This window comes from Calderihabitans maritimus, assembly GCF_002207765.1.
Taxonomy (GTDB): Bacteria; Bacillota; KKC1; order Calderihabitantales; family Calderihabitantaceae; genus Calderihabitans; species Calderihabitans maritimus.
In genome coordinates this window covers 1-22328 of sequence record NZ_BDGJ01000116.1, presented here as the reverse complement: position 1 = coordinate 22328, position 22328 = coordinate 1, and the positions used below count along the sequence as shown (strand labels likewise).

Genomic DNA, 22328 nt, shown 5'->3' with positions numbered 1-22328 from the left:
GTTTTTTATTGCCTTTTTTAAGCCTTGAGTTATTTATTCCCATTTTTTGGCCCTTGACTTTTTACCGTGAGTCTCCGCCAAATGATCTACAAAAATATACGGATGTTTAATACCAGCAGAACAGTCCCAATAACCGCCATGAGTATCCGGGGCTGCATCCTGCGACAGGCCAGGGCAGCCATAGGCGCGGCCAGAACTCCCCCCAGAACCAGGCCGAGGATCAATTCCCACCGCAGCGACTTTAACAGGAGCAGAAATGTCCCCGACTGGACCAGGGTAACAAAGAATTCCGCCAGGTTGACGGAACCTATGACCTTCCTGGGGTTATACCCCCGTCCGAGAAGAGTGGAAGTCACTATTGGCCCCCAGCCGCCTCCCCCTACTGCATCCAGAAACCCTCCCGCCCCTGCCAGGGCTGCTGTCCACCCTTTGGCGCTCGACGTGTCCCGCCAGGATATCTGACGCCGTCGTACCCGGTTGAGGATCAAAAGTCCCATTATTACCAGGTAGGCAGCAATCATAGGCCGGATGATTTTCCCCGGAACCACGGTCAAAACGACGGCACCTAAAATTCCCCCTAGAACTCCGGGCAGGGCCAACCGGCGCAGGAGCTTTTTATCTACATTTCCCACTTTGAGGTGGGAAAGGCCGGAAGTCAGGGTGGTGAAAACCTCCGCTAAATGAACGCTGGCGCTGCTTACCGCTGGGCTTATTCCCAAACTCAAAAGAAAGGAATTGGAAATCACCCCATAAGCCATCCCCAGAGCCCCGTCGACTATTTGAGCTACCAGCCCCACCAGCATGGCGCCGGCAACAAGTCCCCAGTCCATTCTCCTTCCTCCCCAGACCTTATTTCTTCCCAGGCATTTCCCGGGTGGTACCTTCACTCAGCCAGCCCTTCCGCCAGCACCCGGGCCACCTCCGGCCGGGTAAACTCACCAGGCGGTATTTCCCCCCGGCGCAACATTTCCCGCACCCGGGTGCCGCTGAGCATTAACCTATCCGAGGGCCCGTGAGGACAGGTTTTCTCCGAAGCCATACTGCCGCAGCGATAGCAATAAAAGGCATGTTCAAACTTAAGGGGATCAATGCCCAGTTCTTCCGGCTTAAACTCATCAAAAATAAGTTGGGCATCATAGGTGCCGTAATAACGGCCGACCCCGGCATGGTCCCGACCTACTATGAAGTGCGTGCAGCCGTAATTTTTTCGAACCAGTGCGTGAAAAATAGCTTCCCTCGGTCCGGCATACCGCATGGCCGCCGGCAGCACCGCCAGAATCACCCGGTCTTTCGGGTAATAATGTTCCAAAAGAACTTCGTAGCTCTTCATCCTCACGGCAGCCGGAAGGTCGTCGGACTTCGTTTGACCCACCAGCGGGTGAAGCAACATACCGTCTACCATTTCCAGGGCGCACTTTTGCAGGTATTCGTGGGCCCGGTGGACCGGGTTCCTGGTTTGAAATCCTACTACCGTACGCCATCCTCTGCTCGCAATCAGCCGCCTCGTCTCAACAGGATCCAGGTGGTAGTCGGGAAACTCCGCCGGCGGCCTCTCCAGAAGCCAGATTTCCCCGCCCAAATAAACGGACCCCTGGGAATAAAGACGGGCGACTCCAGGGTGGGCCGTTTCAGTGGTGCGGTAGACCAGCTCAGCTTCCCTTTCACGGTCATAGCGAAATTTGTCTCGGACCCGCATCAGGCCGTAAATCCTTTTTCTATACCCCAGGGCTATTTCTTCCCCTATTCCAATAGAGCTGGCCTTTTCTTCCGTAACGGCCAGGGTAACAGGCAGACTCCAAACCGTTCCATCCACCAGTCTCATCCGTTCCAACACGGAAAAATAATCTTCGCGGGTCATAAAACCCACCAGTGGGCTGAACGCCCCCACCGCAATTAATTCCAGATCTGAAAGCTGCCAGGGTTGCAATTCTACCCTGGTAAGCCTCATAGCGCGGCTGAGCATATCTTCCCTGTTCTTTCCTTTAGCCAATCTGTCTACCAATTTTCCCCCATGAGGTGCCACCAAACTAAAGTTCATTCTTTCGCCTCCTTCTTTTCGGCAAAATACCCGCTGGCATGATATGCAGATGAAACGGCAAAGGTGCAAGGCCGACCAGGCTGAAAACCCCACCAACAGATGTCACCCCATAAAAAAGAGACCCCGATCTTCTTTCGATCGAGGCCTCCAGTTGTCTGGTCAACCCCTAACACAGCCTTACCTTTTCCGTTTTGTCAATTTGAACCACCCGCGAATCCTGGATAATTATGGTTACCGTACCGTACTTCACCGCCCCCACGGCCCTGACTATTTCGCGAATAATCTCCGGTGGAAGTTCAAATTCTTCCGACATTCTGCCTTTTTCACCCGCCCGGCCGCCCAAAGGGATCACCTCAAAAATAATTTATTGTTTTCCAATTGGTTTAGTTGGTTTTTATTATACAGAGGAGTTAATAATTTGTCAATAAAGTTTCCTTATAATACCACTAAAAAAGTTTTTTTACCGCTACATAAAAAAATTCTAGGTGGTCATAATACTTAATGAAGGGTTCGTAATGGCCGAGCCAAGACTGCCACAGGGTCCTCAGGGGCTCTGTGGTAGTCGGCCAAAGGTTGCTGCCGGGTCTATTAACGGCTCGGCAGCAGCCGGAGGGAAGATCGTTATGGGGTCCTGTATGGCTCGGTGCTGGTCCGAAGGACCGGCGCCGGGTCAAAAGGGATCTGTAACGGTCGAGCTAAGATTATCAGGGGTTCCGCAGGTATTTCCGAAAGGAAATTCAGGCGGTTTGTGGTAGTCGAGAGACTGTCACAGGCTGCTAAGGTATTCCTGATAGTCGAGCAAAGGTTATCACGGGTTCCGTAATGGTCTACCGTAGCCGGAAGGTTGCGGTGGGCTATGCAGGGATGCGTGGTAACTGTAGCGTAGGTCATTACGGGCCCTGTTCATTTTCATTTTTTCGGAAAATAGCTTCCTGTTCAAGATCACGAATTACCAACAGGGCTCCCGAAACCTCTCCGTATTCATCCTTTAGCTGGGCTGAGTTTACGGAATATTTTCCCCGCCGGCCATCGTTAAAGACGACCTCTACCTCCTCTTCAAAATAGGAGGTGCCTTTATGTAGCGTCTCTAAAATAACAGAAGGTGTTATTTCTTTAAAAACTTTATTTTTTACAGCAGTAATCGGGCGGCCTAAAACCCATCCTTTGGGAAATCCAACCATACGACAATACTCTTCATTTACATACCGTACGATCTCCTGACGGTCAATAATAATAATGCCCAGCTGTAGAGATTCAAGAAGGAAGGTCGCCTGGCGCTTGAACTGCGCGAGATCTTCCCACCTCTCCAAATTAGAGCAAAACCATACCATACCTTGGACTTCTTTTTCCGCTTGAAGAGGCAAGGCACACACTTCCAGGGTTAATTTCCCCCGGGCTGTGTTGGCCGAAACTTCGGTGGTGGGAACTTTGGCGTTGACGTTAGTCCAAAGGTACTGATGCTCCGGGAAAAACTCTTTTCCCAGTTTATTAAGATCGTAGTGGAGTAACCTAGCTGGATTAACTTGAAGCATGCGGCCAAAAGCCTCATTAGCAAAAGTTAACCTTCCCGCTTGATCGCAGATGAAGATTCCCCAAGGAGAATTTTTTAAAATATTCAGTAAAATATCCTTGTCAAATTCCATATGGGAAACATATTTTTCCAATCGATCAGTAATCTCCTCCAGGAGTTCCACTAAAATTGGATCCTCGGCTAATTGACCTTTAACTTTTTGCAACAGGTTGCGAAGTTTCTCTAAGTCTTCCCGGTAACTGTCAGTTTGAAAAGAAGCACCCAGATCGTCTATGGTCAATCACCCCTTTCAGCTATCTTGTATTACTTCTTTATACTATTTGAGAACCCTTCCCCATGGCGCTAAAAAAATCTGATATGCCTAAAGAAAAATGTGATAGTCATAAAAAAAAAAGCGCCCAAAAGGCGCGCTTGCAACTATCAGTTCTGCAGGTTCACCAGTAATTCCGCTATATCCATAACCTTCATGTTTTCCGATTTTTCTCGAGCCTTCAGACCGTCCTCCAGCATCGTCAGGCAGAACGGACAGTTGGTTATGACCCATTCCGCTCCGGTAGCTATAGCCTCATCGGTTCGCATCTCATTAATCCGGCTTCCCAGGGTCTCTTCCATCCACATCCTGCCGCCCCCGGCGCCACAGCAGAAGCTCCTCTCATGGTTGCGCTCCATTTCAACCAGCCGGAGTCCCTTGATTGACTGCAAAACCTGCCGCGGAGCTAAGTAAACATCGTTGTAGCGCCCCAGGTAACAAGAATCGTGGTAAGTTACCGTAACATCGGCCTCTCCGGCCCTCAGCTTGCCTGCCGCCAGTAACTGGGCTATGAATTCCGTATGGTGCACAACTTCAAAATCGCCACCAAACTGCGGGTATTCGTTTTTAAGCGTGTTGTAACAATGAGGACAGTGGGTGATGATTTTTTTCACCCCGTAATTCTTCATGATCTCCACATTTTCTTCCGCCAGCATCTGGTACAGATACTCGTTGCCTATTCTGCGGGCGGACTCGCCACAGCATTTCTCCTCGGTACCTAAAATGCCGAAGTTAACTCCTGCCGCCTGGAGTAATTTTACTACTGCCGCAGCCACTTTTTTATTGCGGTCGTCAAAAGCCCCGGCACAGCCTACCCAGTAGAGTATCTCGGCGCTGTCATTTTCGCTTAAAACTTTTACTCCCAGTTCTTTTGCCCAGTCGGCGCGATTTGCCCATCCAACCCCCCAGGGGTTCGCGTTGTTTTCTAAATTGCGGAACACCAACTGAACTTCACTGGGAAACTTGCTTTCCATGAGCACCAGGTATCGCCGCAGGCCAATGGTCTTAGGCACATGCTCTACCAGAGCCGGGCACTGTTCCATACAGGAGCGGCAGGTAGTACAGGACCAGATAGCGTCTTCTTCTATAACTTCACCGATAAGCTGGCGCCCGGCAGCCTCGCCGGCGACCGCTGCTTCCGTTTCTCCCGCCCCGCTGTCGACGCCCTGTTTCTGGGGCAGCAGGATACGCCCTTTTTCGTAAAGATGCGCCTTCAAGTCCTGAATCATCTGCTTGGGCGACAGCGGTTTTTGGGTCAGGTAAGCCGGGCAGTTGTCCTGGCAGCGTCCGCACCGGGTACAGGCTTCGGTGTCAAGAAGATCCTTCCAGGTCAAATCTTCTAACTTTTCTACACCGAAGGACTCGGCCTCTTCATCTTCCAGGTCCAGCTTATCGAGTTCCCCTTTGGGACGCAGGGAAGCAAAGAATTGGTTGGCCGGAGTGGTTATAATATGGAACAACTTGGAATAAGGGATGTAAGCTATAAAACCGAAGGCCAGTAAAAGGTGAAACCACCAGAAAAACTTGTGCAGCCCGGATTGAACCCCGGTTGCCAGGCCGGAAAACACAGCCGCCAGCGCCCAGCCTCCCGGGGAGTACGCGGCCCACGGGTCCCCAGTGGCTGCAATGCGCAACCCCTCCAGGATAAAGCCGGTTACCAGGATGGCCAGAATAAGAAGCAGGCTTATTCCGTCGTCCAGGTTGGTGTCCAGCCGCTCCGGCTTTAGAATATAACGGCGGTATAAGGCCATAAGTACACCGACTATAGCAGCTATACCGAAAATGTCCAGCAGGAAAGATAATCCTAAATAAAGGCTGCCGTGGTAAATCTCGAGCCCCAGGTCCGCCTGCAGAGCCACCACCAGCGTGCCCAGGAAGAAAATAACAAAACCCCAGAAAATAGCGAAATGCATGATACCAGGGTAGGCTTCCCGCAAAATACGTTTGTGACCAAAAGCGTGTACCAGTACCGTCTTAATGCGCTCCCCTATATTATCAAACCGATTTTCCTGCTTGCCCAGCCGCCAGTAGCGGCTCTTCTGGTACACTCCATAACCGAATACAGCGAAAGCTACCAGCATGAGCAGGTACATTAGCCAGTGCCCTTCAATGTTCCAGTAAATCTCGCGGGTTGGTATCATTAAGATTGACCTCCTTATCGCCCGGAAGGGTTAAAGCTGCTGGCTAGGCCAGCAGCTTTTTAAATTCTTCCGTCAAAAGCGGAACTATTTCGAAAAGGTCCCCTACTATTCCGTAATCTGCCACCTTGAAGATATTGGCTTCGGGATCTTTGTTTATGGCGACAATCACTTTGCTGGAAGACATACCCGCCAGGTGTTGGATGGCCCCGGAAATCCCGCAGGCAATGTAAAGGGAAGGGGAAACCGTTTTGCCGGTCTGCCCTACCTGATATTGGTGTTCCCTCCATCCGGCATCCACCGCGGCCCGGGAAGCTCCTACCGCTGCCCCCAACACATCGGCAAGCTCCTCCAAAATCTTGAAATTTTCCGGCCCCTTCATACCTCGGCCGCCGGAAACAATAATATCAGCTTCGGTAAGTTCAACCCTGCCGGAAGCCTGTTTAACTACTTCTTTTACGATTGCCTTCAGGTCCTCCATTCCTACCTGGACGGGGACCTCCACCACTTCGGCCTGCCGTGCGGCATCGGGCTCGCTGACCGGGAATACATTGGGCCGAATGGTAGCCATAACGGGACGGGCTTCCGGACAAACAGTTTTGGCGAAAGCCTTACCGGCGTAAATAGGTCTGACAAAATGCAGGTTTCCATCTACCAGCTCTATACCCGTGCAGTCAGAACTAAGCCCGGTTCCCACTCGTTCGGCCACCCGCGGCGCCAGGTCCTTGCCCATGGCCGTATTTCCCAGGAAAAAGGCAAAGGGCTGGTGTTCCCGAATCAAGTCCGATATAACTTTGGTATAAGTCCCGGTGGAGTATTTTTCTAATTTTTCGTCATCGGCAACCAGAACCTTATCGGCTCCGTAGGGGGCCAGTTTTTCTACCAGTCCTTTGACCTCCTTGCCCAGAAGTATGGCCCAGAGTTCCTGGCCCAATTGGTCAGCAATTTTTCTCCCTTCACTTAACAGCTCAAAAACTACTTTTTTGAGCTCTCCGTTTCTCTGTTCGGCAAATACCCAGATTCCTCTAGCCATTAGCCCTAACCCCCTTTATATAACCTTAGCTTCTTCCCTCAAAAGTCTCACTAGCTCGCGCGCAGCTTCTGCCGGTTCGCCTTCAATTATCTTTCCTGCCTTCCTGGGAGCCGGGAGAGAGTACTCCAGCACCTTTACCTTAGCTCCGGAGGCCCCAACCGCTGATGGCTCTAGCCCGATATCCTGCAGGCTCAATTTCTTAAGCTCTTTCTTTCGCGCCTGCATAATACCTTTCATCGAGGGATAGCGGGGCTCGTTAAGTCCTTTCTGGGCCGTGACCACCGCCGGCAGGGGAGCTTCGATAATTTCACTGCCGCCCTCTATCTCCCGATGGCCTACCACTTTCCCGTCGCTAACCTCCAGCTTCGTTACCACGTTAATCTGCGGCAGACCCAATTTTTCCGCCAAACGCACCGCCACCTGGGATGACTGGTCATCGATAGCTTTGTTGCCGCACAGGATCAGGTCATACTCCATGTTGCCAATGACCTTGGCCAAAACTGTTGCTGTGGTATACTCGTCGCCCCCCTCTAGGGCCTCGTCCGTAATCAATATGCCCCGGTCAGCCCCCATAGCCAACGCCTGCCGGATAGCCTCCTGGGCCCTCTCTTTGCCTATGGAGACAACAACTACTTCTCCCCCCATATTCTCTTTGATCTTCAAGGCCTCTTCCACCGCAAACTCATCATACGGGTTAATAATCAAACTAACTCCTTCATCCGATATTTTCCCGTCATCGGTCAGTTGAATCTTGGCCTCGGTATCAAAAGTTTGTTTCAGACAGACTATAATCTTCACCAGGTTTCCTCCTTTCGCTCACGTAGGTCTTCCGCTGATGTTATTTAGCATTAAGTAATGCACACCTGCCTGTACCCAAAATTTCACCCAAGCTCAGGGTATTCATCACCCCCAGACCAAACCGACTTAATTAAAAATGCCATCCCGGGACTGCAGAGCGGCTCTTCCCTCCTCAATCCTCAATACTTATGCAAATCCTGTGCCATTTGTTTCACGACCTTAACCCCCTAAAAATCCCGCCTGTAAAAAAACTCCCGTTCGCTTTTGTTACCTTAATGTGTCTTGGATCGTTTACACTCTTTTGATTAGCTAGACTATCACCAATTTACAGCCCAACTAGTGTTTTGATCGTATACACTGTAAAGATTTCTTTACATTTATTGTAGGTTTAATTTACTAAAATTTTTGCAACGGGAAAACTGAATGAATCTTCATTCAGTTATATTTTTAGCTTATTGCTTATTCCCCTTCCCGTCAACACCTTCCATAGCAGTTGAGAGTTAAATATATACCAGTCAACCCCAAATTCCGTCCATTAGAGCCCGAATTTACACCTTTGAGGTCCCCAGAAAGATTCAATTTTAACGCCTCGCTAATTCTGTTTTTGCTGCCCGTAAGAAAGAACGGGAGACACTCCGAGTCCCCCGTTCTTTTTTATTTAAACTGAACGGTGTTTCTATCGATCCATTTCAACCTCCCCTGCAGGCTGAATTTAAAAGCTTTCTTCCTGCTCATTTTCTTATCTCTTCCCAAAACCGTAACCAGGTCCGTAGTCCGACCTTTGTAGAATTTTTGGCATTCAATCGCTTTCCGGCGCGCCTCTTGTCGGTCCGTATTTTCCCCATCAATCTCATTACAGACCTTGAAGGCTACGCACTGAAAACAGGAACGAAACTCTTCCTTCACTAATTACCTCCTCTCTTGGCACGATTGGACTAAAAAGTTTTTTCAACTGATGCGTGATTCCTTATCTTCCTCCAGGGCGGCGATAAACGCCCATACAATTTCCGGGTCAAACTGGGTTCCGGCACAGCGCCGCAGTTCTTCCACCGCCTCCCGTACTGATTTGGCCGGTCTGTAAGGCCGGTTGGTGGTCATCGCATCGAAACTGTCCGCCACCGCCATTATACGAGCATGTAAGGGAATCTCTTTCCCTTTGAGCCCCTGAGGATAACCCTTTCCGTCATAACGCTCATGGTGGTGTAGTACGGCAGGGATAACGGAACGGAGAGAACGAATTGGCTTGATAATCTCCGCCCCGATTACCGGATGTTTTTTCACCAGGTCGAACTCTTCCTCGGTCAGTTTGCCTTTTTTCTTAAGCAGCATATTGGGGACATATACCTTTCCCAAATCATGGAGGAGCGCCCCGTAGCCTATGATTTTGATCTCTTCTTCGGGAAGACCCAGTTTACGGGCAATCATTAGGGCGTACCTCAATACCCGCTGGGTATGCCCGTAGGTGTAACGGTCCTTGGCGTTGACTAGCGAAAGCAGAGTCTTAACGGTGGTAATAAAATCTTTTTCCGAAGCGAGCAGCCCTTTTTCCAGTTCTTTAATAACCGGAAAATAGATAGCATATTTGTCCAACTGCTGATGCTTGACATTTTCCAGAGCTTCCTCCGCATGTTTTAAAAGCTCCTGGCTGCTTTCCCCGTGATCAGGGGAAACGGCAACTCCTACCGAAACCGTTATTATGCCTCCGGGAAGTTGCTCTAGACATCCAAAAGGACAACTCTCAATTTCCGCCGCTAAACGGCTGCCTAACGCTCTCGCTTCCTCCAAAGAGTCGCACGGGGCAATGATGCCTAGTTCATCGGCGCCGTAACGGCAGACTACATCGCCCCGTCGTAAGTTTTGTCTTACGACCTCCGAGACGCTTTTGAGCAACTGATCACCTTGACGGTAGCCCATAGTTTGATTAAACAATTTAAAATTATCTATATCAAGCAAGATAACTGCCGTTTTTCGATTATTATTTCCGTCGGCAAGTTTTTCTTCCAGATAGTCGACGAACCAACGGTGCCGGGGCAGACCGGTTAAAGGGTCTGAATGCGGCCACCAATCCGTTGCCCGGTGGGCAGATTCCCGCTCCGTTGTTCGAACGGAAACAGCTTTGACCCATAAAGCAGCAGCATTAAGCACAAAAATCACAAGGGAAATAAGCAAAATAATTTCCTCCCGCTGGTTCCAGCTTTCACCGCTGTGAGATTTTACTATAATAAAGCCGGTGCCCGCGAGCAGGAGGGTAACCGCCGTAACCCCAATACTGAGCGAGTGATATAAATCTGCTAAATTCCTTCTTTTCCTCGCCAAGGTCCTTCCATCCTTTCGTTCCTTTTAGACCACTTTCAAGCTTCTTTCCACTTGGTCTTCTCCTCTTTCCATGAAACATTTGATAAACGCTTCCACAATTCGGGGGTCAAACTGGGTCCCGGCACAACGTTTCAACTCTTCAATGGCTTTTTCATTAGACATACCTTTACGGTAACTACGGTCAGAAGTCATGGCCTCGAAGGCATCGACCACGGCTATTATCCGGGCCCCCAGCGGGATCTCCGTACCTTTCAACCTCTTGGGATAACCCTTTCCGTCGTAACGCTCGTGGTGGTGGAGAACACTGGGGACCACCGCCTGCAGGGAGGGAACCCGCGATAGTATTTCCGCGCCGATGATAGGGTGCTGCTGTACCTGGTACCATTCAGAAGCGGTAAGCCTGTCCGTTTTATTGAGTATACTTTCCGGCACACCTATCTTTCCGATGTCATGCAACAACGCAGCCCAGTACACGTTATCAATTTCCTCCGGCCGCAATTTCATAAAACGGGCTACCCATCGAGCCAGGTGAGCTACTTTCCTCGAGTGGCCTTCCAGGTACTTGTCTTTCGCTTCAATGGCCTCCACGAGAGCCATGGTTACATCTTCTGTAACCTGGGCCAACTGTGAGTTAAGTTCTTCCAGACGGCTTTTTTCCTTCTCCCATCGCGCAGCATTCTTTTTCATTTTGTAACCGGCTACAATAACGGCAGCATATACGGCTGACATCATGGAATAACGGACCAGTATTTCCTGCCCTGTGTGTACGTAAGGGTCAAAAACAATTCCGTAAACGATTGCCATCATGAGCAAACCGGCTACCATAATTTCCGAAGCCAATCTACTGGCCAGCAGAAGCGGCAAAGCATACATTGCCGCCAGAGAAGTGTGAGGAAACACTACGGCATCCAGTTCAAAAATCAGTAAAAACAGAAGCAACACCCCGGTCTCCTTGCGCAGGGAAACCAGTCGATGCAAAATCCGTCTTTTTTTCATGGCTCTCCCCCTTTCCCTGCCCACCGGCTATTCCGGCTGTTTTTTTAAAAAAAAGGCTACCCTGCCGGGGTAGCCTCCTTCTACCCGTGGCAGCTGGCTGTCATAGCCTTGCGGCCTTAGACCCTGTAGCTTTGCGCCCCTGCCTTTCGACAGGTTTGCCCTTAACACGAGATTTTTACTTTGAATTATTTGATTGTAATACCAAAATCCACCCCGTTAAACCAATCTTTGCGAAGCCACTTATTTAAACAAAAAGGCACCCCATATTCCGGGGTAGCCCTCTTCTACCCGTGGCAGCTGGCTGTCATAGCCTTACGGCCTTAGACCCTGTAGCTTTGCGCCCCTGCCTTTCGACAGGTTTGCCCTTGTACACAAATTTTGAGTTTTTTTGTTGTTCTTTGTCAGTAATTATACCATACTTACCATCTATTTCAAGCATTTTTGGGAAACATTTCCTCATAAAATTAATAATTTATGGTAAAATTAAAATAATTTATAACTTTAATAAAATTTCTTGTCATTTAAGTAACCCTGAACATGATCCAGCGCTTCCCCGAAACGCTGAAAGTGGACTACTTCCCTTTCTCGCAAAAACCTCAAACCGTCCTTCAGGTCCGGATCATCGGTCAAGCGGATAAGGTGCTCGTAAGTAGCTCGGGCTTTTTGCTCCGCCGCCATATCTTCATGCAGGTCGGCCACCGGGTCGCCATGGGCCTGAATATACGCCGCCGTCCACGGTACTCCGTTGGCATCACTTAAAAACAAGGCGCTGTCATGCTGAGCATAGTGAGCTCCTAAACCTGCCTCTTTCAACTTCTCCGGCGGGACCCCTTTCAGCAATTTGTATACCATGGTAGCAATAATCTCCAAATGGGCCAGTTCCTCAGTTCCGATATCGGTGAGCAATGCTTTGGCCCGGCCGGTAGGCATGGTATATCTCTGGTTAAGATATCGCAGAGCCGCGGACAGCTCGCCGTCCGGTCCACCATATTGGGTGATGAGGTATTTGGCCATCCGAACGTCACATTTGGAAACTCGAACCGGGTATTGTAGTTTTTTTTCATAAACCCACATAATATCCCCCTTTCTCAATAATCAATTTCCCAGGGCCAAGGTTCCTCAATCCAGCGCCAGGGATACTGGCTGGGAGAAAAACCGTAGACCGCCAGAGGACCGAAAATCTGCTCATACTCCCGTTTCCGGAGGTTTAACTGCTCTGTGACCCGGTTGTAATGCTCTAGCGCCCGGTTGTCTTCCGGATGAGTGTCCAGATAAAGGCTCAGGTCCACCGCGACGAACTCCAGTTCCTGAATAACCCTTAACATTTCCACCTGTTTTCTTCTCAAGGTTTCCTCACTCCATCCCTAATATTCGTAGGGTCGATACAGCTCCGGGAACAGAGTCCCTTTTTGCAAAGCTTCACCGGGACTGAAAGTCTTGGTGTACTTTTGCCAGGGCACATAGGCTTCGGCCAGCTTTATTCCCGGCGGCAATTCCATCGGAGGCTTCCAAGGATATTCCCCGGGCATACCCGGTGGATATGGATAATGGCCTTGAAAATACCCGTTCATAATATCTCTCCTTTCCCATCCATAACAGGCATATAATGCTTCAATATATACTATGAAAAAGGGATCCGAACGGTACAGACCGCTCTCATGCCCAACAGCCGTCAGAGCATAAAAAAAAGCACCCCTTCGGGTGCTGTCCTACAGGTATTTCCACGGACTTTGTGGCCGGCCATTGACCCGCACCTCAAAATGAAGATGCGGTCCGGTACTCCTACCCGTACTCCCCACGGCACCGATGCGCTGGCCTGCCCTTACCTTCTCACCTACCTTTACATATATCCGCGACAGGTGGGCATACCGGGTCTCCAGGCCGTTACCGTGATCGATGAAAATCACCTTTCCGTAGCCTCCTGCCCACCCAGCGTAAACCACCTTACCCTCAGCATAGGCATATACTCCGTTTCCATAAGAAGCTGCTATATCTACTCCCGCGTGAAATTGTCTCCTCCCGGTTATAGGGTTCCGCCGCCAGCCAAAACCGCTGCTCACCCTTTTTCCTTGAACTACTCCGTAGTTTCTACGGCCACCCCGGGAAACGGTCGTCTTGGTCCCCACCTTAACTATCTGGCTGACCGGTTCTCTGATTACCTTTTCCGCCACTACTTCCCGGTTCTGTTCCACCCCGTTAACCAGGGCTATCCGGTAGGTGACTTCCTTCTCCCCTTCCCGGCCGGGACGTATCACCCGCCGCTCCCGCCGGAACATGGTGCTGTCTTTTCGGTACTCGGTAGGAAAGGGAATTTTCTCCCTCACCGTCTTCTCCAAATTCACCACTACATCCAACAGCGGCTTTTCCGGGCTTATTACCAGCTCGTCTCCCGGATAAAGCCTCTCCGGCTTAATATCAGGATTTAAACGGGTAAGCTCGTCCACCGTAGTACCGTAGCGCCGGGCCAGGAGCCAAAGGTTGTCTCCCTTCTGCACCTTCACAACCTGGGCTTCTTTAAGAGGGGCATTGATCTTCTCCCGGGCCTCCTCCGGCGTGACAAGAGTATCTACGGAAACCTGCTCTTTTTTCACTTCCACCTGCTGTTTAAAGCCCGCTTCTTCTACCGCATCTGTTTCGTCAATACCGGTTAAATACCGGCTCTTGTACTCTTCTAAAATCCCCGTTATATCATCCTTTTTCAAAACCGCCAAATATTTCTCCCCGTCTATGTACAAAACGTAAGCTTCCGTCAGGAGTTCGACCTTCTGCCTCAGGATTTTCTCCAGGTTACCGGCCAGCGCCGCCGGTTTCAGCCGGTTAGGCTCAAAATCCAGGCTGGAAGTTAACTCTACCTCCTGCCCGAGTTTTTTCTCCGTCTGCTCCACGTAGTTCTGTAACAAGTCCTTAGCTTCACCGGGGTCCTTGACCTGACCGATTACCTCTCCGTCCAGAAGAACATCATAAGCCAGCGTTTGCTGGTGATGGTATCCAAACCCTATCAAGATTAAGGCGGCAATGGCAAGCAGAATCACAAGCGCGTGGTTTCCTTTTTTTAACTCCACCCACTTCAGCTCCTTGACATGCCAAAATTGTCCACACTATCCATTGTACCGACAATTATCGACTTTCTCAACCCTTTATTACAGTAAATTTATACCATTAAGCAGAAAATATCGAGTAGGAGGGGGCGGCTAACCCCCGTCCTCTCACACCACCGGACATGCGGGTCCGCATCCGGCGGTTCACCAAGCTTGACGGAGATAAGAATAGCGTTCGGTTAAGCTCATCAGGCCCTGGGACTACCAGTATGAGTTGCCCAGGGCTCTATTCATTGGCCCCTGTGCCATCCGCCACGGCCCTTTGCGGGTGTTGGCGAATTCATGTACTACCCTTTCAGGCAGTCCCAGTGCACGCAGTTCGCGGTACCTTGTCCGCACTCGCTTCCACTGCTTCCAGAGGCACATGCGCAGCCTCCTCCGCATCCAGCCTTCTAGGTTCTTGAAAATGCTGGGCGTTTCGGCCAGGGCCTCGCGGATCACCTTCTCCACTTCAGCAACTTCAAAGGGCTTAACCACATAATCGTACGCACCGGCTTTCATAGCTTCAACAGCATTTTTTACAGTTGCGTAAGCAGTCATCATTATTACCGGAAGGTTACTGTTGACGCGGCGTATCTCGTGTATTCCCTTCAACCCGTCCATGTCAGGCAGGCGCAAATCCAGCAAAACCACGTCTACCGGCTGTGTGCTGACGACCTCGAGGCCTGACCTGCCGTCCTGAGCACCGACCACGTCGTACCTGTGGCCAAGCGCTTCTTTAAAGAGCCAGGTCATATTCGGCTCATCATCTATCACTAAAACGGCCTGCCTTCCCGCCACAGCTCATCACCTCCTGTACTCCGCTCAAAAGAGTACCGCTTTACAGGCAGAGTAATGGTAAAGGCCGTACCCTTTCCAACCTCGCTCTCAAGCCGGATAAACCCCTGATGCTCGTCGATGATCCGCTGCACCAGGGCCAGCCCTACTCCTACACCACCCGGACGCCTCGTAAAAAACACATCGAACACTTTGGGTTGGTCAGAAGCGGGTATGCCGACCCCTGTATCCCGCACCACCACTTCTGCCAGATTGCTTCCCGGCCTCCGCAGGCAGCTTACCATCATGGTTCCCCCGTCGGGCATGGCCTGAACGGCATTGAGCATGAGGTTGAGGAACGCCTGCTTCAGATAACGAGCATCTCCTTGGATCAATATGTCCCGGCTGGAATTGTTCAAGACCACACGCACGCCATGATCGGAAGCGTACGGTTCAATTAACCTGACTGCACCAGCAAGCAGGTCAGGGAGGTTTACAGTTTCAAAACATGGTTCCGCCACCCTGGTGAACGCCAGTAAAGCTTCCAGCGTGCTGTTGATGTGGTCTATCTCCTGCTGCAGCACATCAACCAGACGCAGGAGAAATTCGCGGTCATTGAGCCGGTCGGGCAGCAAGCGCACGGAACCGCGGATTATCGCCAGGGGATTTCTGATCTCGTGGGCAATGTCTACCGCAACCTCACCGGCTGCCGCCAGTTTTGCCGCCCTCCATTGGTAATCTTCCTGCTCCCATTCCAGATTCTCCATAACCATGAGAAAGCAGGGATCATCATTGTTTTCCAGGTGAATCACGTGCAGGTCAACTTTCCGGGGAACACCAGGGACTTTAAACCGCAGCGGCAGGTGCCCGATACCTCGCTCCCACATCCGGTCGATCTGTACCTGCAGACCCGGCAGACCTATCCTGGAAAATACTTCCCAAACCGGCTCTCTAACATTTATTCCCAATTCCTGAAAAAATTTCTGAGCGCCTTTATTTAAAAATATAATCTGGCCCTGACGGCTGAGAACAACCAGACCTGAATTCACAGTATTGAGAAACATCTCCAGGTAGCGCTGCATGTCTAAAAAGGCTTCGATGAGGCTCCGGGAGGCACCGGGGCTCTTCTCCGCACTCCCCTGGCCTGAAAATCTCTTTATGTGGCCGAGCTGGCGGGCAGACAAAACCAGCAGCCAGGTGAGCCCCAACAAGACCTCGAGCCGTCCACCGGAAAAGAAAAGATTTCTCTCGCCCTGCTGAAGCTGGCGGTAAATGTCTTCAACGGTCTCATTGGCCCAGACAAAACCAATAACCCGCCCATCCCTGATGAGAGGACGCACGCAGTTCATTATGTCCCCACGCACCGTGCTGCCGACCCCAACTATCTCCCGTTTTTCCCGCATGGCCCGCCTTCCGATGTGATCCGGCCAAACGGAAATCCCCACTTTGTCCCCAAACTGACTGCTGGGTGCGTAGGCCACGATGCTGTCGACACACAGGGCATAGTACCCGACACCCACACCCGGAAAGGCAGAAGCGATTTCGTCCGCAATCGGTGTCAGCGCCCGGCTCAACGTAGTTATGGCTTTTGTCTTCTGCTCTCCGGAGAACAACTGCTGCGGGTCCAGCAGGGACAAGAGGCCGTGCACGTACCCGTGCCGCTTCCAGTTTTCCGCGACGTTGTCCTGCTCGAGCCACGTGGCCGCAGGCAGAAATACGTGGGCGAGCTCGGCGGTGGGCGTGAGGAAGAAATCGACTACCACGAGAAACTCCAGCTTCTTCAGCGCTTCGTAAATCTGTTTCCCGTTGGCCCTGGTGATCAAGGGATTTGAGCCCACAAACATGCCTGCCCTCAGCGGGTAGGGCTTCCCCGTCAGTATTGCGTCCCAGGCCGCCCTTGGCGTAACTACGGCTATCCTCGATGCCAGCCTGTACTGCTCGCCACCCAGGCGCTTTTTGACCTGCTCCAGTGGCAGTGCCCTATGATTGCCGACCTCAGAAGCCGTCCGCACGGGAGGCGGGACAAAGAAGACGCTACCCCCCGGGGCGTCGAGATTCCCGGTCGCGGCCATGAGGCCCGTCGTAATCCTGGTGTAGTCCGTGCAGTTCCTGTTTTGCTCGGTAGGAACACCCCAGTGAATGCAGGCGGGCTTGGTCGTGGCGTACATTCTGGCTGCCTGCCGGATCAGGTTCCTGTCCACCCACGTTATCTCCTCGACCTTATCTAGCGGGTACTCTTTTACCCTCTCTACAAAAGCATCCCAGCCGTGAATGTAATTTTCTACAAATTCCCTGTCATAGAGCTCTTCTTCTATGATCACATAAAAGAACCCCATCGCCAGGGCCGCATCGGTACCCGGTCTGATCTGGAGCCACAGGTCCGCTTTCTTCGTGTAGAAGTTTCTCCTCGGGTCGATGACAATAAGTTTTGCTCCACTCCTGTAAGCCTTCCAGAAGTCCGCCCCCTTGTACTCGTCGGGATTGGTCCACAGGGGGTTGACAGCCCACAGCACTATGCACCTGGGCCCTCCCCTGTAGTCGGCCACGGGCAGGTTGCCGCAGGTGATGATGGTCGCGGCCGTCCGTGAGCCGTAACACATGTGGCCCGCCGTCAGGACGTTTGGCGTCCCCAGCAGGTTGGCAAAGCGGTAGAGGAAAGTCTCGTAGTCCCTCCCCGTACCGTAGCCCAGGAAGATGGATTCCGGCCCGTCTTCCTCGATGATCTTCTTGAACTTACCCGCGATGGTATCCAGAGCTTCCTCCCAGCTCACCCTCTCCCAGCCCCTGCTCCCCTTCTTCATGGGATAGAGGATGCGGTCGGGGTGGTACGCAAGCCTGGTTATGGCCAGCCCCTTGCTGCACATAGTACCGCCGCCGATGGGTGAGTCCGCGTCCCCTTCCACCTTTACCACCCTGCCGTTTCTGACGTGGGCAATCACCCCGCAGCCACCATGGCAACTGCGGCACACCGTCCTGATCCTTTTCGTTTCCATGTACACACAATCCCATCTGACTGACTATCTACCTGACCAGGCAGATGCCTGCTCAAACTCCTCCTACACGCAAGAACCGTACCAGGTTCAAAAATCTTCACCGGCCGGTAGTGAAAAAACATGGTGCGCACAGCGGTACGCACTGCTGCGAACGGCCCTTCCCACTTTGATCCGTGCCGGGCAACCAACGGTGACAAAGACAACTTTTAGTAAATTATGCCACGCGCCCCGCCCGGCCTCAACTACCAGCAGGAAAACTATTACTGAAAGAAAAAGTTCGGGCGTTTCTTCTGGGAAAATTAAAAAAAATGCCGGACTGCAGGATTACCAGCAATTCTGTAATGATAACGATAAGGTAGTGACCGCTGCTCTAAAATGAGCGCCGATTTTATCCGTGGTGCGGCTCAACATGGGGGACAAGTGAATGGGGCCTTTCCAAGCCGTGGGCTTCCATTAAGTCCACATCACCCATTATTACCCGGGGGTTTCCATCGGCAACAATTCGCCCTTCATCCATCAAAATGACGCGATCACATACCTCCAGAATAAATTCCAGATCGTGGGAGGCAATGAGCATTGTTTCCCGCGCGCTCCGTAAAAAACGGATAAGACGCCGCCGGTAGCGAATGTCCAGGTTAGAGGTTGGCTCATCATAGATTACCAGCCTGGGACGCATGGCCAGTACCCCCGCGATGGCCGCCATCCGTTTCTGGCCGCCGGAGAGATGGTGGGGTGGATAATCACCCAATTCCTGAATGCCGGTTACGGCAAAGGCCTCCCGGACCCTGGCCTCTACCTCTTCCTTCGGCAGTCCCAAATTCTCGGGACCAAAGGCCACATCGTCCCTTACGGAGGGGCAGAACAGCTGGTCGTCAGGGTTCTGGAAAACCATCCCCACCTCCGGGCGGAATTCTCCCGGCACCACCGGCTTCCCGAAAAGGCGGATTTCCCCGGAAGTTACTTTGAGCACCCCGCAAATTAACATAAAAAAGGTAGTTTTTCCGGCACCGTTGGGACCGATAATGCCCACCCGCTCCCCCGGCCACACTTCTAGATTTAAATCTTTCAATACCAAGTAGCGATCCGGGTAACTAAACGATAAGTTAGAAACCGACAGTACCGACTTCCTTGAATTCATCTATAAACCTCCGGCTCAGGGCAAGTAAATTTCGGCAACAACAAATAATACGGCCACCGCGATAAAAACCAGCAGCCCGGCCAGGTCACGGGGACAGGCTTGAAATTCATCCCGCCGGGGCCCGACCCCGGCACCGCCGGCCTGACCGTAGCCCCTTAAAATCATGGCCCTGTAGACCCGATCTGACTGCTCGTAACTACGCACCAGTATGGTCCCAGCCAGGGAAGCCAGGGTACCCACGCTTTTCAGGTCACGACCGCGAAAACCCCGCAATTTCATGGCCGTTTCCATGGTCTTCAGTTTGTCACCAATATCGTAGAGATACCGGTAAGAAAAAAGGACCATATCAGCCAGTATGGACGGGAGGCCAAGGGCCCGCATGGCCTTCACACTGGTTAAAAAGGATGTGGTACCAAACAGAATTATTCCCAAGGTAAGTATGCATAAAAATTTTACTGAGATCAAGAGCAAATCCAGGCACCCCTCTTGCTTCACAGCTACAGGACCTATGTAAAACAGGGCAGTCTGTCCCGAGAAAAAGGGCAGTAAAACAGCCATCATTAAAAGAAAAAAACCGGGCAGGCGTAGCCTGGCCAGCAAAAAGGAAAGGGGAAGGCAGGAAACGGTGTAAAGGGCACCGCTCACCACCATCATAGCCGGCAAAAGATGTAAAGAGTGGACAAAGGAAAAGGCAAAGATCAAGATCATGAAGCCCGCAAGTTTATACCTGGGGTCCCAGCGGTGCAGGGGTGTATTCAGGTACGCATATTCATCCAGTTGAAGTCTCACGATTCACCCTCCAGCAATTCCGGTTTAACCCGCTGCAGAAAAAGTGCCAGTGCGGCAGTAAAAACACCTTCTATGATCATGAGCGGGATGTGTGCCAGGGTCAGGGCGCAAATACTTGCCCGCTCCGCCTCTACGTCCATGTGGGCCGGTATGGTAGTAACAAGAAGAACAAAGACGGCAACGGCTGCAAGCCCTATCCCCCCGGCACCGGCCAGGAACCCAAAGAGGCCGGTACTCAGCCGGCTGCCCCTGCCAAAGGTATTACGGAGCCGGAACAGGTAGTAGGCCAAAAGGGCCGGTACCCCCATGACAGTAGCGTTTACTCCCAGAGTCGTCAGGCCGCCGTGCTGGAACATCACCGCCTGGAAAAAAAGGCCGATAAGAATGGCAGGGAAGGCGTAGTAGCCCAGCACCACCCCTAAAAGGCCGTTTAATACCAGGTGAACGCTGGCAGGGGGTACGGGAATGTGAATCCAGGAAGCCACCAGGAAAGCAGCAGTAAGAAGTGACGCCTTGGGAATGCCTTCCCGGGGATTTTCTTTTTGGCTGATTTTACGAAGCGAAAACCAGGTGACGGCCCCGGCAGCGGCGTACCCGCCGAGACAAACTGAAGTGGGCAGAACACCATCCGGAATATGCATCAGTTCTTCCTCCTCGAAAAGAATAAAGCAGTACCTATCAACCCCCACGTGACAGAAGCCGCCATCAGTATGATTTGCGGCGTAGTATAACCGGTGCTCCCCGCAGCCGCTTCATCCCCGCCCACCGGAATATGAATCATTCCGCCGTGGCCGGCTTTACGCACCTGCACATCCCAGGTCCCCGGGATGGACGGGTCCAGGGTAAAGGTAAAGCGCCCCTTTTCATCGCACTTTCCCGTAGCCCACGGGGTGGAAGGATCATTTGGAGCGTAGATAATCACCTGGCCCTCGCTCACCGGCTCTCCTGTATCGTAAGTGGCTGTTATCTCTATGGCCTCTGTAGTCCGGTAGTCAATTTCCACTCCGTGACCCAGTGCTGTCGCCGGGAAAACAAGGATGGAAAGAAAAATCACAACATAAAAACGAAGTATTTTTTTCATAAGAGAACCCCCTGAAGAAAAACAATTCCCGACAGGATTAACAGGATCTTCAGGACCCGTCCCGTCCATCCCGTTAATCCTGTCCGGTTTTTTAAAGACCCGCAAGCCATGACCCTATATGAAGCACTTACAACACCTCACAATAGCAGTGGCCCTCACCCACGTGCCCAAGGGTGGACAGCATTTCCTCCAGCTTCTGATAAGCCTCGGGTAACATCTTCTCCTTGAGCTCAGCCATGTTAACATCCACAACGCCGTCCTCGGCCAGAGAAGCAAAGGGCTCAAAGCCCGGCGCGCCCACATTGAGCTCATCGTCGGCGGGCGTCCCGGCGTCACCGAAGATGTGGTCGAAATGGAAGGTCATCTCCAAATCTGCAGTACCGCCCTCTGTAACAATACCCTTGCGCTCGTCACCAATGTACTCCCCGCCGGTATACTTATACTCATGTTCATTCTTTATGGTAAAATCGATAGTTTTGCCGTCCTTTACCGCCTTACCGATGATAACCAGTGAATAACCCCTGGCAGGACCTTCCGTTGCCTTTAACATTTTCCAGGAAATGGCGTTATAATGGCCGGCAGGCACGTCCTTTACTTCGCCAACCAGAATGGGCGGGGCATTTTCATCACCCTCCGCCAAATCCACGGTATGTGCTCCCGGAAGGACTACCTCTGTCTCGGCCTGAACCTCGCCGCCTTTGTCGGCATCATAAGGAGGATCGGCCTGGTAAGCAGTAACATCAACAAGGTTAACGTACACATGATCAAAGGTAAGTTCCCAGCCGTCCTTTGAGGTAAAGCCCTGCCTGATAAAATCTTCACCGTTGGCCGTAAACTGCAAAGTTCCGGTTTTTTCTGCCTCAGCTTTCTCCCCACCCGGCTGCTTACCCGTGTCACCGCTACCACAGCCGGAAAGAACAGCCGCCAAAAAGATAAAAATCACTGCGTCGAAAAGAAATTTCTTCATATTTTTTACCTCCTCCGATGTAATTTTACCGGTACCGGCACCTACGCTGATCAATTCATTTCCAGCGCTGGAAAAAAACAAACCACGAAAGCACCCCTGCTTCTTGCAGGAAAATACCTCCGTGGTATGTTCCTCCAATGTTTACTTAATGTTTAATCATTTTTTTATAAGTACAGGATCCGGTACTTACCCGGCGGCTCCTTGCCGCCAACTTAAAAGCCCTGTTTTATTGTATCTGATTTTCCCGCCAGTGTCAACAAATTAATCCAAACAGAATGTGTCAAGTAGTATCGGGTAAAATTTTCCCTGCTCCAATCGAGGCTTAAAAGTGTACGTCAAATTACGA

Annotated in this window: 20 protein-coding genes, 2 pseudogenes and 2 riboswitches; all 22 genes and pseudogenes read right to left on the bottom strand. The window is 51.5% G+C overall.

The window, feature by feature from the left end:
• Positions 1–86: 86 nt before the first annotated feature.
• A complete protein-coding gene (locus KKC1_RS10065) occupies positions 87–830 on the bottom strand; it encodes a sulfite exporter TauE/SafE family protein (RefSeq protein ID WP_202820033.1) in 744 nt (247 codons plus the stop codon).
• Positions 831–883: 53 nt separating this feature from the next.
• Positions 884–2038 (bottom strand): sulfate adenylyltransferase, encoded by a 1155-nt coding sequence (sat, locus tag KKC1_RS10060; protein WP_088554328.1) that lies wholly within the window; start codon positions 2036–2038, stop codon positions 884–886.
• A gap of 166 nt (positions 2039–2204) precedes the next feature.
• Positions 2205–2381, bottom strand: a complete 177-nt coding sequence (locus tag KKC1_RS10055; RefSeq protein WP_202820032.1) for a YezD family protein — start codon at positions 2379–2381, stop codon at positions 2205–2207.
• A gap of 547 nt (positions 2382–2928) precedes the next feature.
• Positions 2929–3849 carry a PAS domain-containing protein gene (locus tag KKC1_RS10045; RefSeq protein ID WP_088554326.1) on the bottom strand — a complete coding sequence of 307 codons (921 nt, stop codon included), beginning with the start codon at positions 3847–3849 and terminating at the stop codon, positions 2929–2931.
• A 140-nt stretch (positions 3850–3989) separates the two neighbouring features.
• Positions 3990–6020, bottom strand: coding sequence for a heterodisulfide reductase-related iron-sulfur binding cluster (locus tag KKC1_RS10040; protein WP_238134272.1), 2031 nt, complete (start codon positions 6018–6020; stop codon positions 3990–3992).
• Positions 6021–6063: 43 nt separating this feature from the next.
• Positions 6064–7050 (bottom strand): electron transfer flavoprotein subunit alpha/FixB family protein, encoded by a 987-nt coding sequence (locus KKC1_RS10035; protein ID WP_088554325.1) that lies wholly within the window; start codon positions 7048–7050, stop codon positions 6064–6066.
• A gap of 15 nt (positions 7051–7065) precedes the next feature.
• Positions 7066–7848, bottom strand: a complete 783-nt coding sequence (locus KKC1_RS10030) for an electron transfer flavoprotein subunit beta/FixA family protein (RefSeq protein WP_088554324.1) — start codon at positions 7846–7848, stop codon at positions 7066–7068.
• 654 nt (positions 7849–8502) lie between these two features.
• A complete protein-coding gene (locus KKC1_RS10025) occupies positions 8503–8754 on the bottom strand; it encodes a hypothetical protein (RefSeq protein ID WP_088554323.1) in 252 nt (83 codons plus the stop codon).
• 42 nt (positions 8755–8796) lie between these two features.
• A complete protein-coding gene (locus tag KKC1_RS10020; RefSeq protein WP_088554322.1) occupies positions 8797–10164 on the bottom strand; it encodes a bifunctional diguanylate cyclase/phosphohydrolase in 1368 nt (455 codons plus the stop codon).
• A gap of 24 nt (positions 10165–10188) precedes the next feature.
• Positions 10189–11160: an HD-GYP domain-containing protein gene (locus KKC1_RS10015; protein WP_088554321.1), complete on the bottom strand. Its 972-nt coding sequence runs from the start codon at positions 11158–11160 to the stop codon at positions 10189–10191.
• A gap of 85 nt (positions 11161–11245) precedes the next feature.
• Positions 11246–11330: riboswitch (cyclic di-GMP riboswitch) on the bottom strand.
• A gap of 119 nt (positions 11331–11449) precedes the next feature.
• Positions 11450–11534: riboswitch (cyclic di-GMP riboswitch) on the bottom strand.
• Between the two features lie 127 nt (positions 11535–11661).
• Positions 11662–12234 carry a manganese catalase family protein gene (locus KKC1_RS10010; protein ID WP_088554320.1) on the bottom strand — a complete coding sequence of 191 codons (573 nt, stop codon included), beginning with the start codon at positions 12232–12234 and terminating at the stop codon, positions 11662–11664.
• A 14-nt stretch (positions 12235–12248) separates the two neighbouring features.
• The gene (locus tag KKC1_RS10005; protein WP_428844934.1) at positions 12249–12485 is read right to left on the bottom strand and encodes a spore coat protein CotJB; all 237 of its coding nucleotides are present in this window, start codon (positions 12483–12485) and stop codon (positions 12249–12251) included.
• A 39-nt stretch (positions 12486–12524) separates the two neighbouring features.
• Entirely contained in the window at positions 12525–12731 is a 207-nt protein-coding gene (locus tag KKC1_RS10000) for a spore coat associated protein CotJA (RefSeq protein WP_238134271.1), read from the bottom strand.
• 138 nt (positions 12732–12869) lie between these two features.
• Positions 12870–14222, bottom strand: a complete 1353-nt coding sequence (locus KKC1_RS17070; RefSeq protein WP_088554318.1) for a peptidoglycan DD-metalloendopeptidase family protein — start codon at positions 14220–14222, stop codon at positions 12870–12872.
• A gap of 180 nt (positions 14223–14402) precedes the next feature.
• Positions 14403–14687 (bottom strand): annotated as a pseudogene (locus KKC1_RS17550) (group II intron maturase-specific domain-containing protein); the annotation flags it as partial.
• Between the two features lie 66 nt (positions 14688–14753).
• Positions 14754–14993: pseudogene (locus KKC1_RS17545) on the bottom strand (response regulator); the annotation flags it as partial.
• 20 nt (positions 14994–15013) lie between these two features.
• Positions 15014–18007 carry a molybdopterin-dependent oxidoreductase gene (locus tag KKC1_RS09985; RefSeq protein WP_143288730.1) on the bottom strand — a complete coding sequence of 998 codons (2994 nt, stop codon included), beginning with the start codon at positions 18005–18007 and terminating at the stop codon, positions 15014–15016.
• 388 nt (positions 18008–18395) lie between these two features.
• Positions 18396–19145 carry an energy-coupling factor ABC transporter ATP-binding protein gene (locus KKC1_RS09980; protein ID WP_088554315.1) on the bottom strand — a complete coding sequence of 250 codons (750 nt, stop codon included), beginning with the start codon at positions 19143–19145 and terminating at the stop codon, positions 18396–18398.
• Positions 19146–19160: 15 nt separating this feature from the next.
• Positions 19161–19934 (bottom strand): cobalt ECF transporter T component CbiQ, encoded by a 774-nt coding sequence (gene cbiQ / locus KKC1_RS09975; RefSeq protein WP_088554314.1) that lies wholly within the window; start codon positions 19932–19934, stop codon positions 19161–19163.
• Complete coding sequence (gene cbiM, locus KKC1_RS09970; protein WP_088554313.1) at positions 19931–20575, bottom strand: cobalt transporter CbiM; 645 nt, start codon at positions 20573–20575, stop codon at positions 19931–19933. The genes cbiQ and cbiM overlap by 4 nt, the downstream gene beginning before the upstream one ends.
• The gene (locus KKC1_RS09965) at positions 20575–21015 is read right to left on the bottom strand and encodes a hypothetical protein (protein WP_088554312.1); all 441 of its coding nucleotides are present in this window, start codon (positions 21013–21015) and stop codon (positions 20575–20577) included. The genes cbiM and KKC1_RS09965 overlap by 1 nt, the downstream gene beginning before the upstream one ends.
• A gap of 127 nt (positions 21016–21142) precedes the next feature.
• The gene (locus KKC1_RS09960; protein ID WP_088554329.1) at positions 21143–21982 is read right to left on the bottom strand and encodes a DUF4382 domain-containing protein; all 840 of its coding nucleotides are present in this window, start codon (positions 21980–21982) and stop codon (positions 21143–21145) included.
• Between the last annotated feature and the right edge of the window lie 346 nt (positions 21983–22328).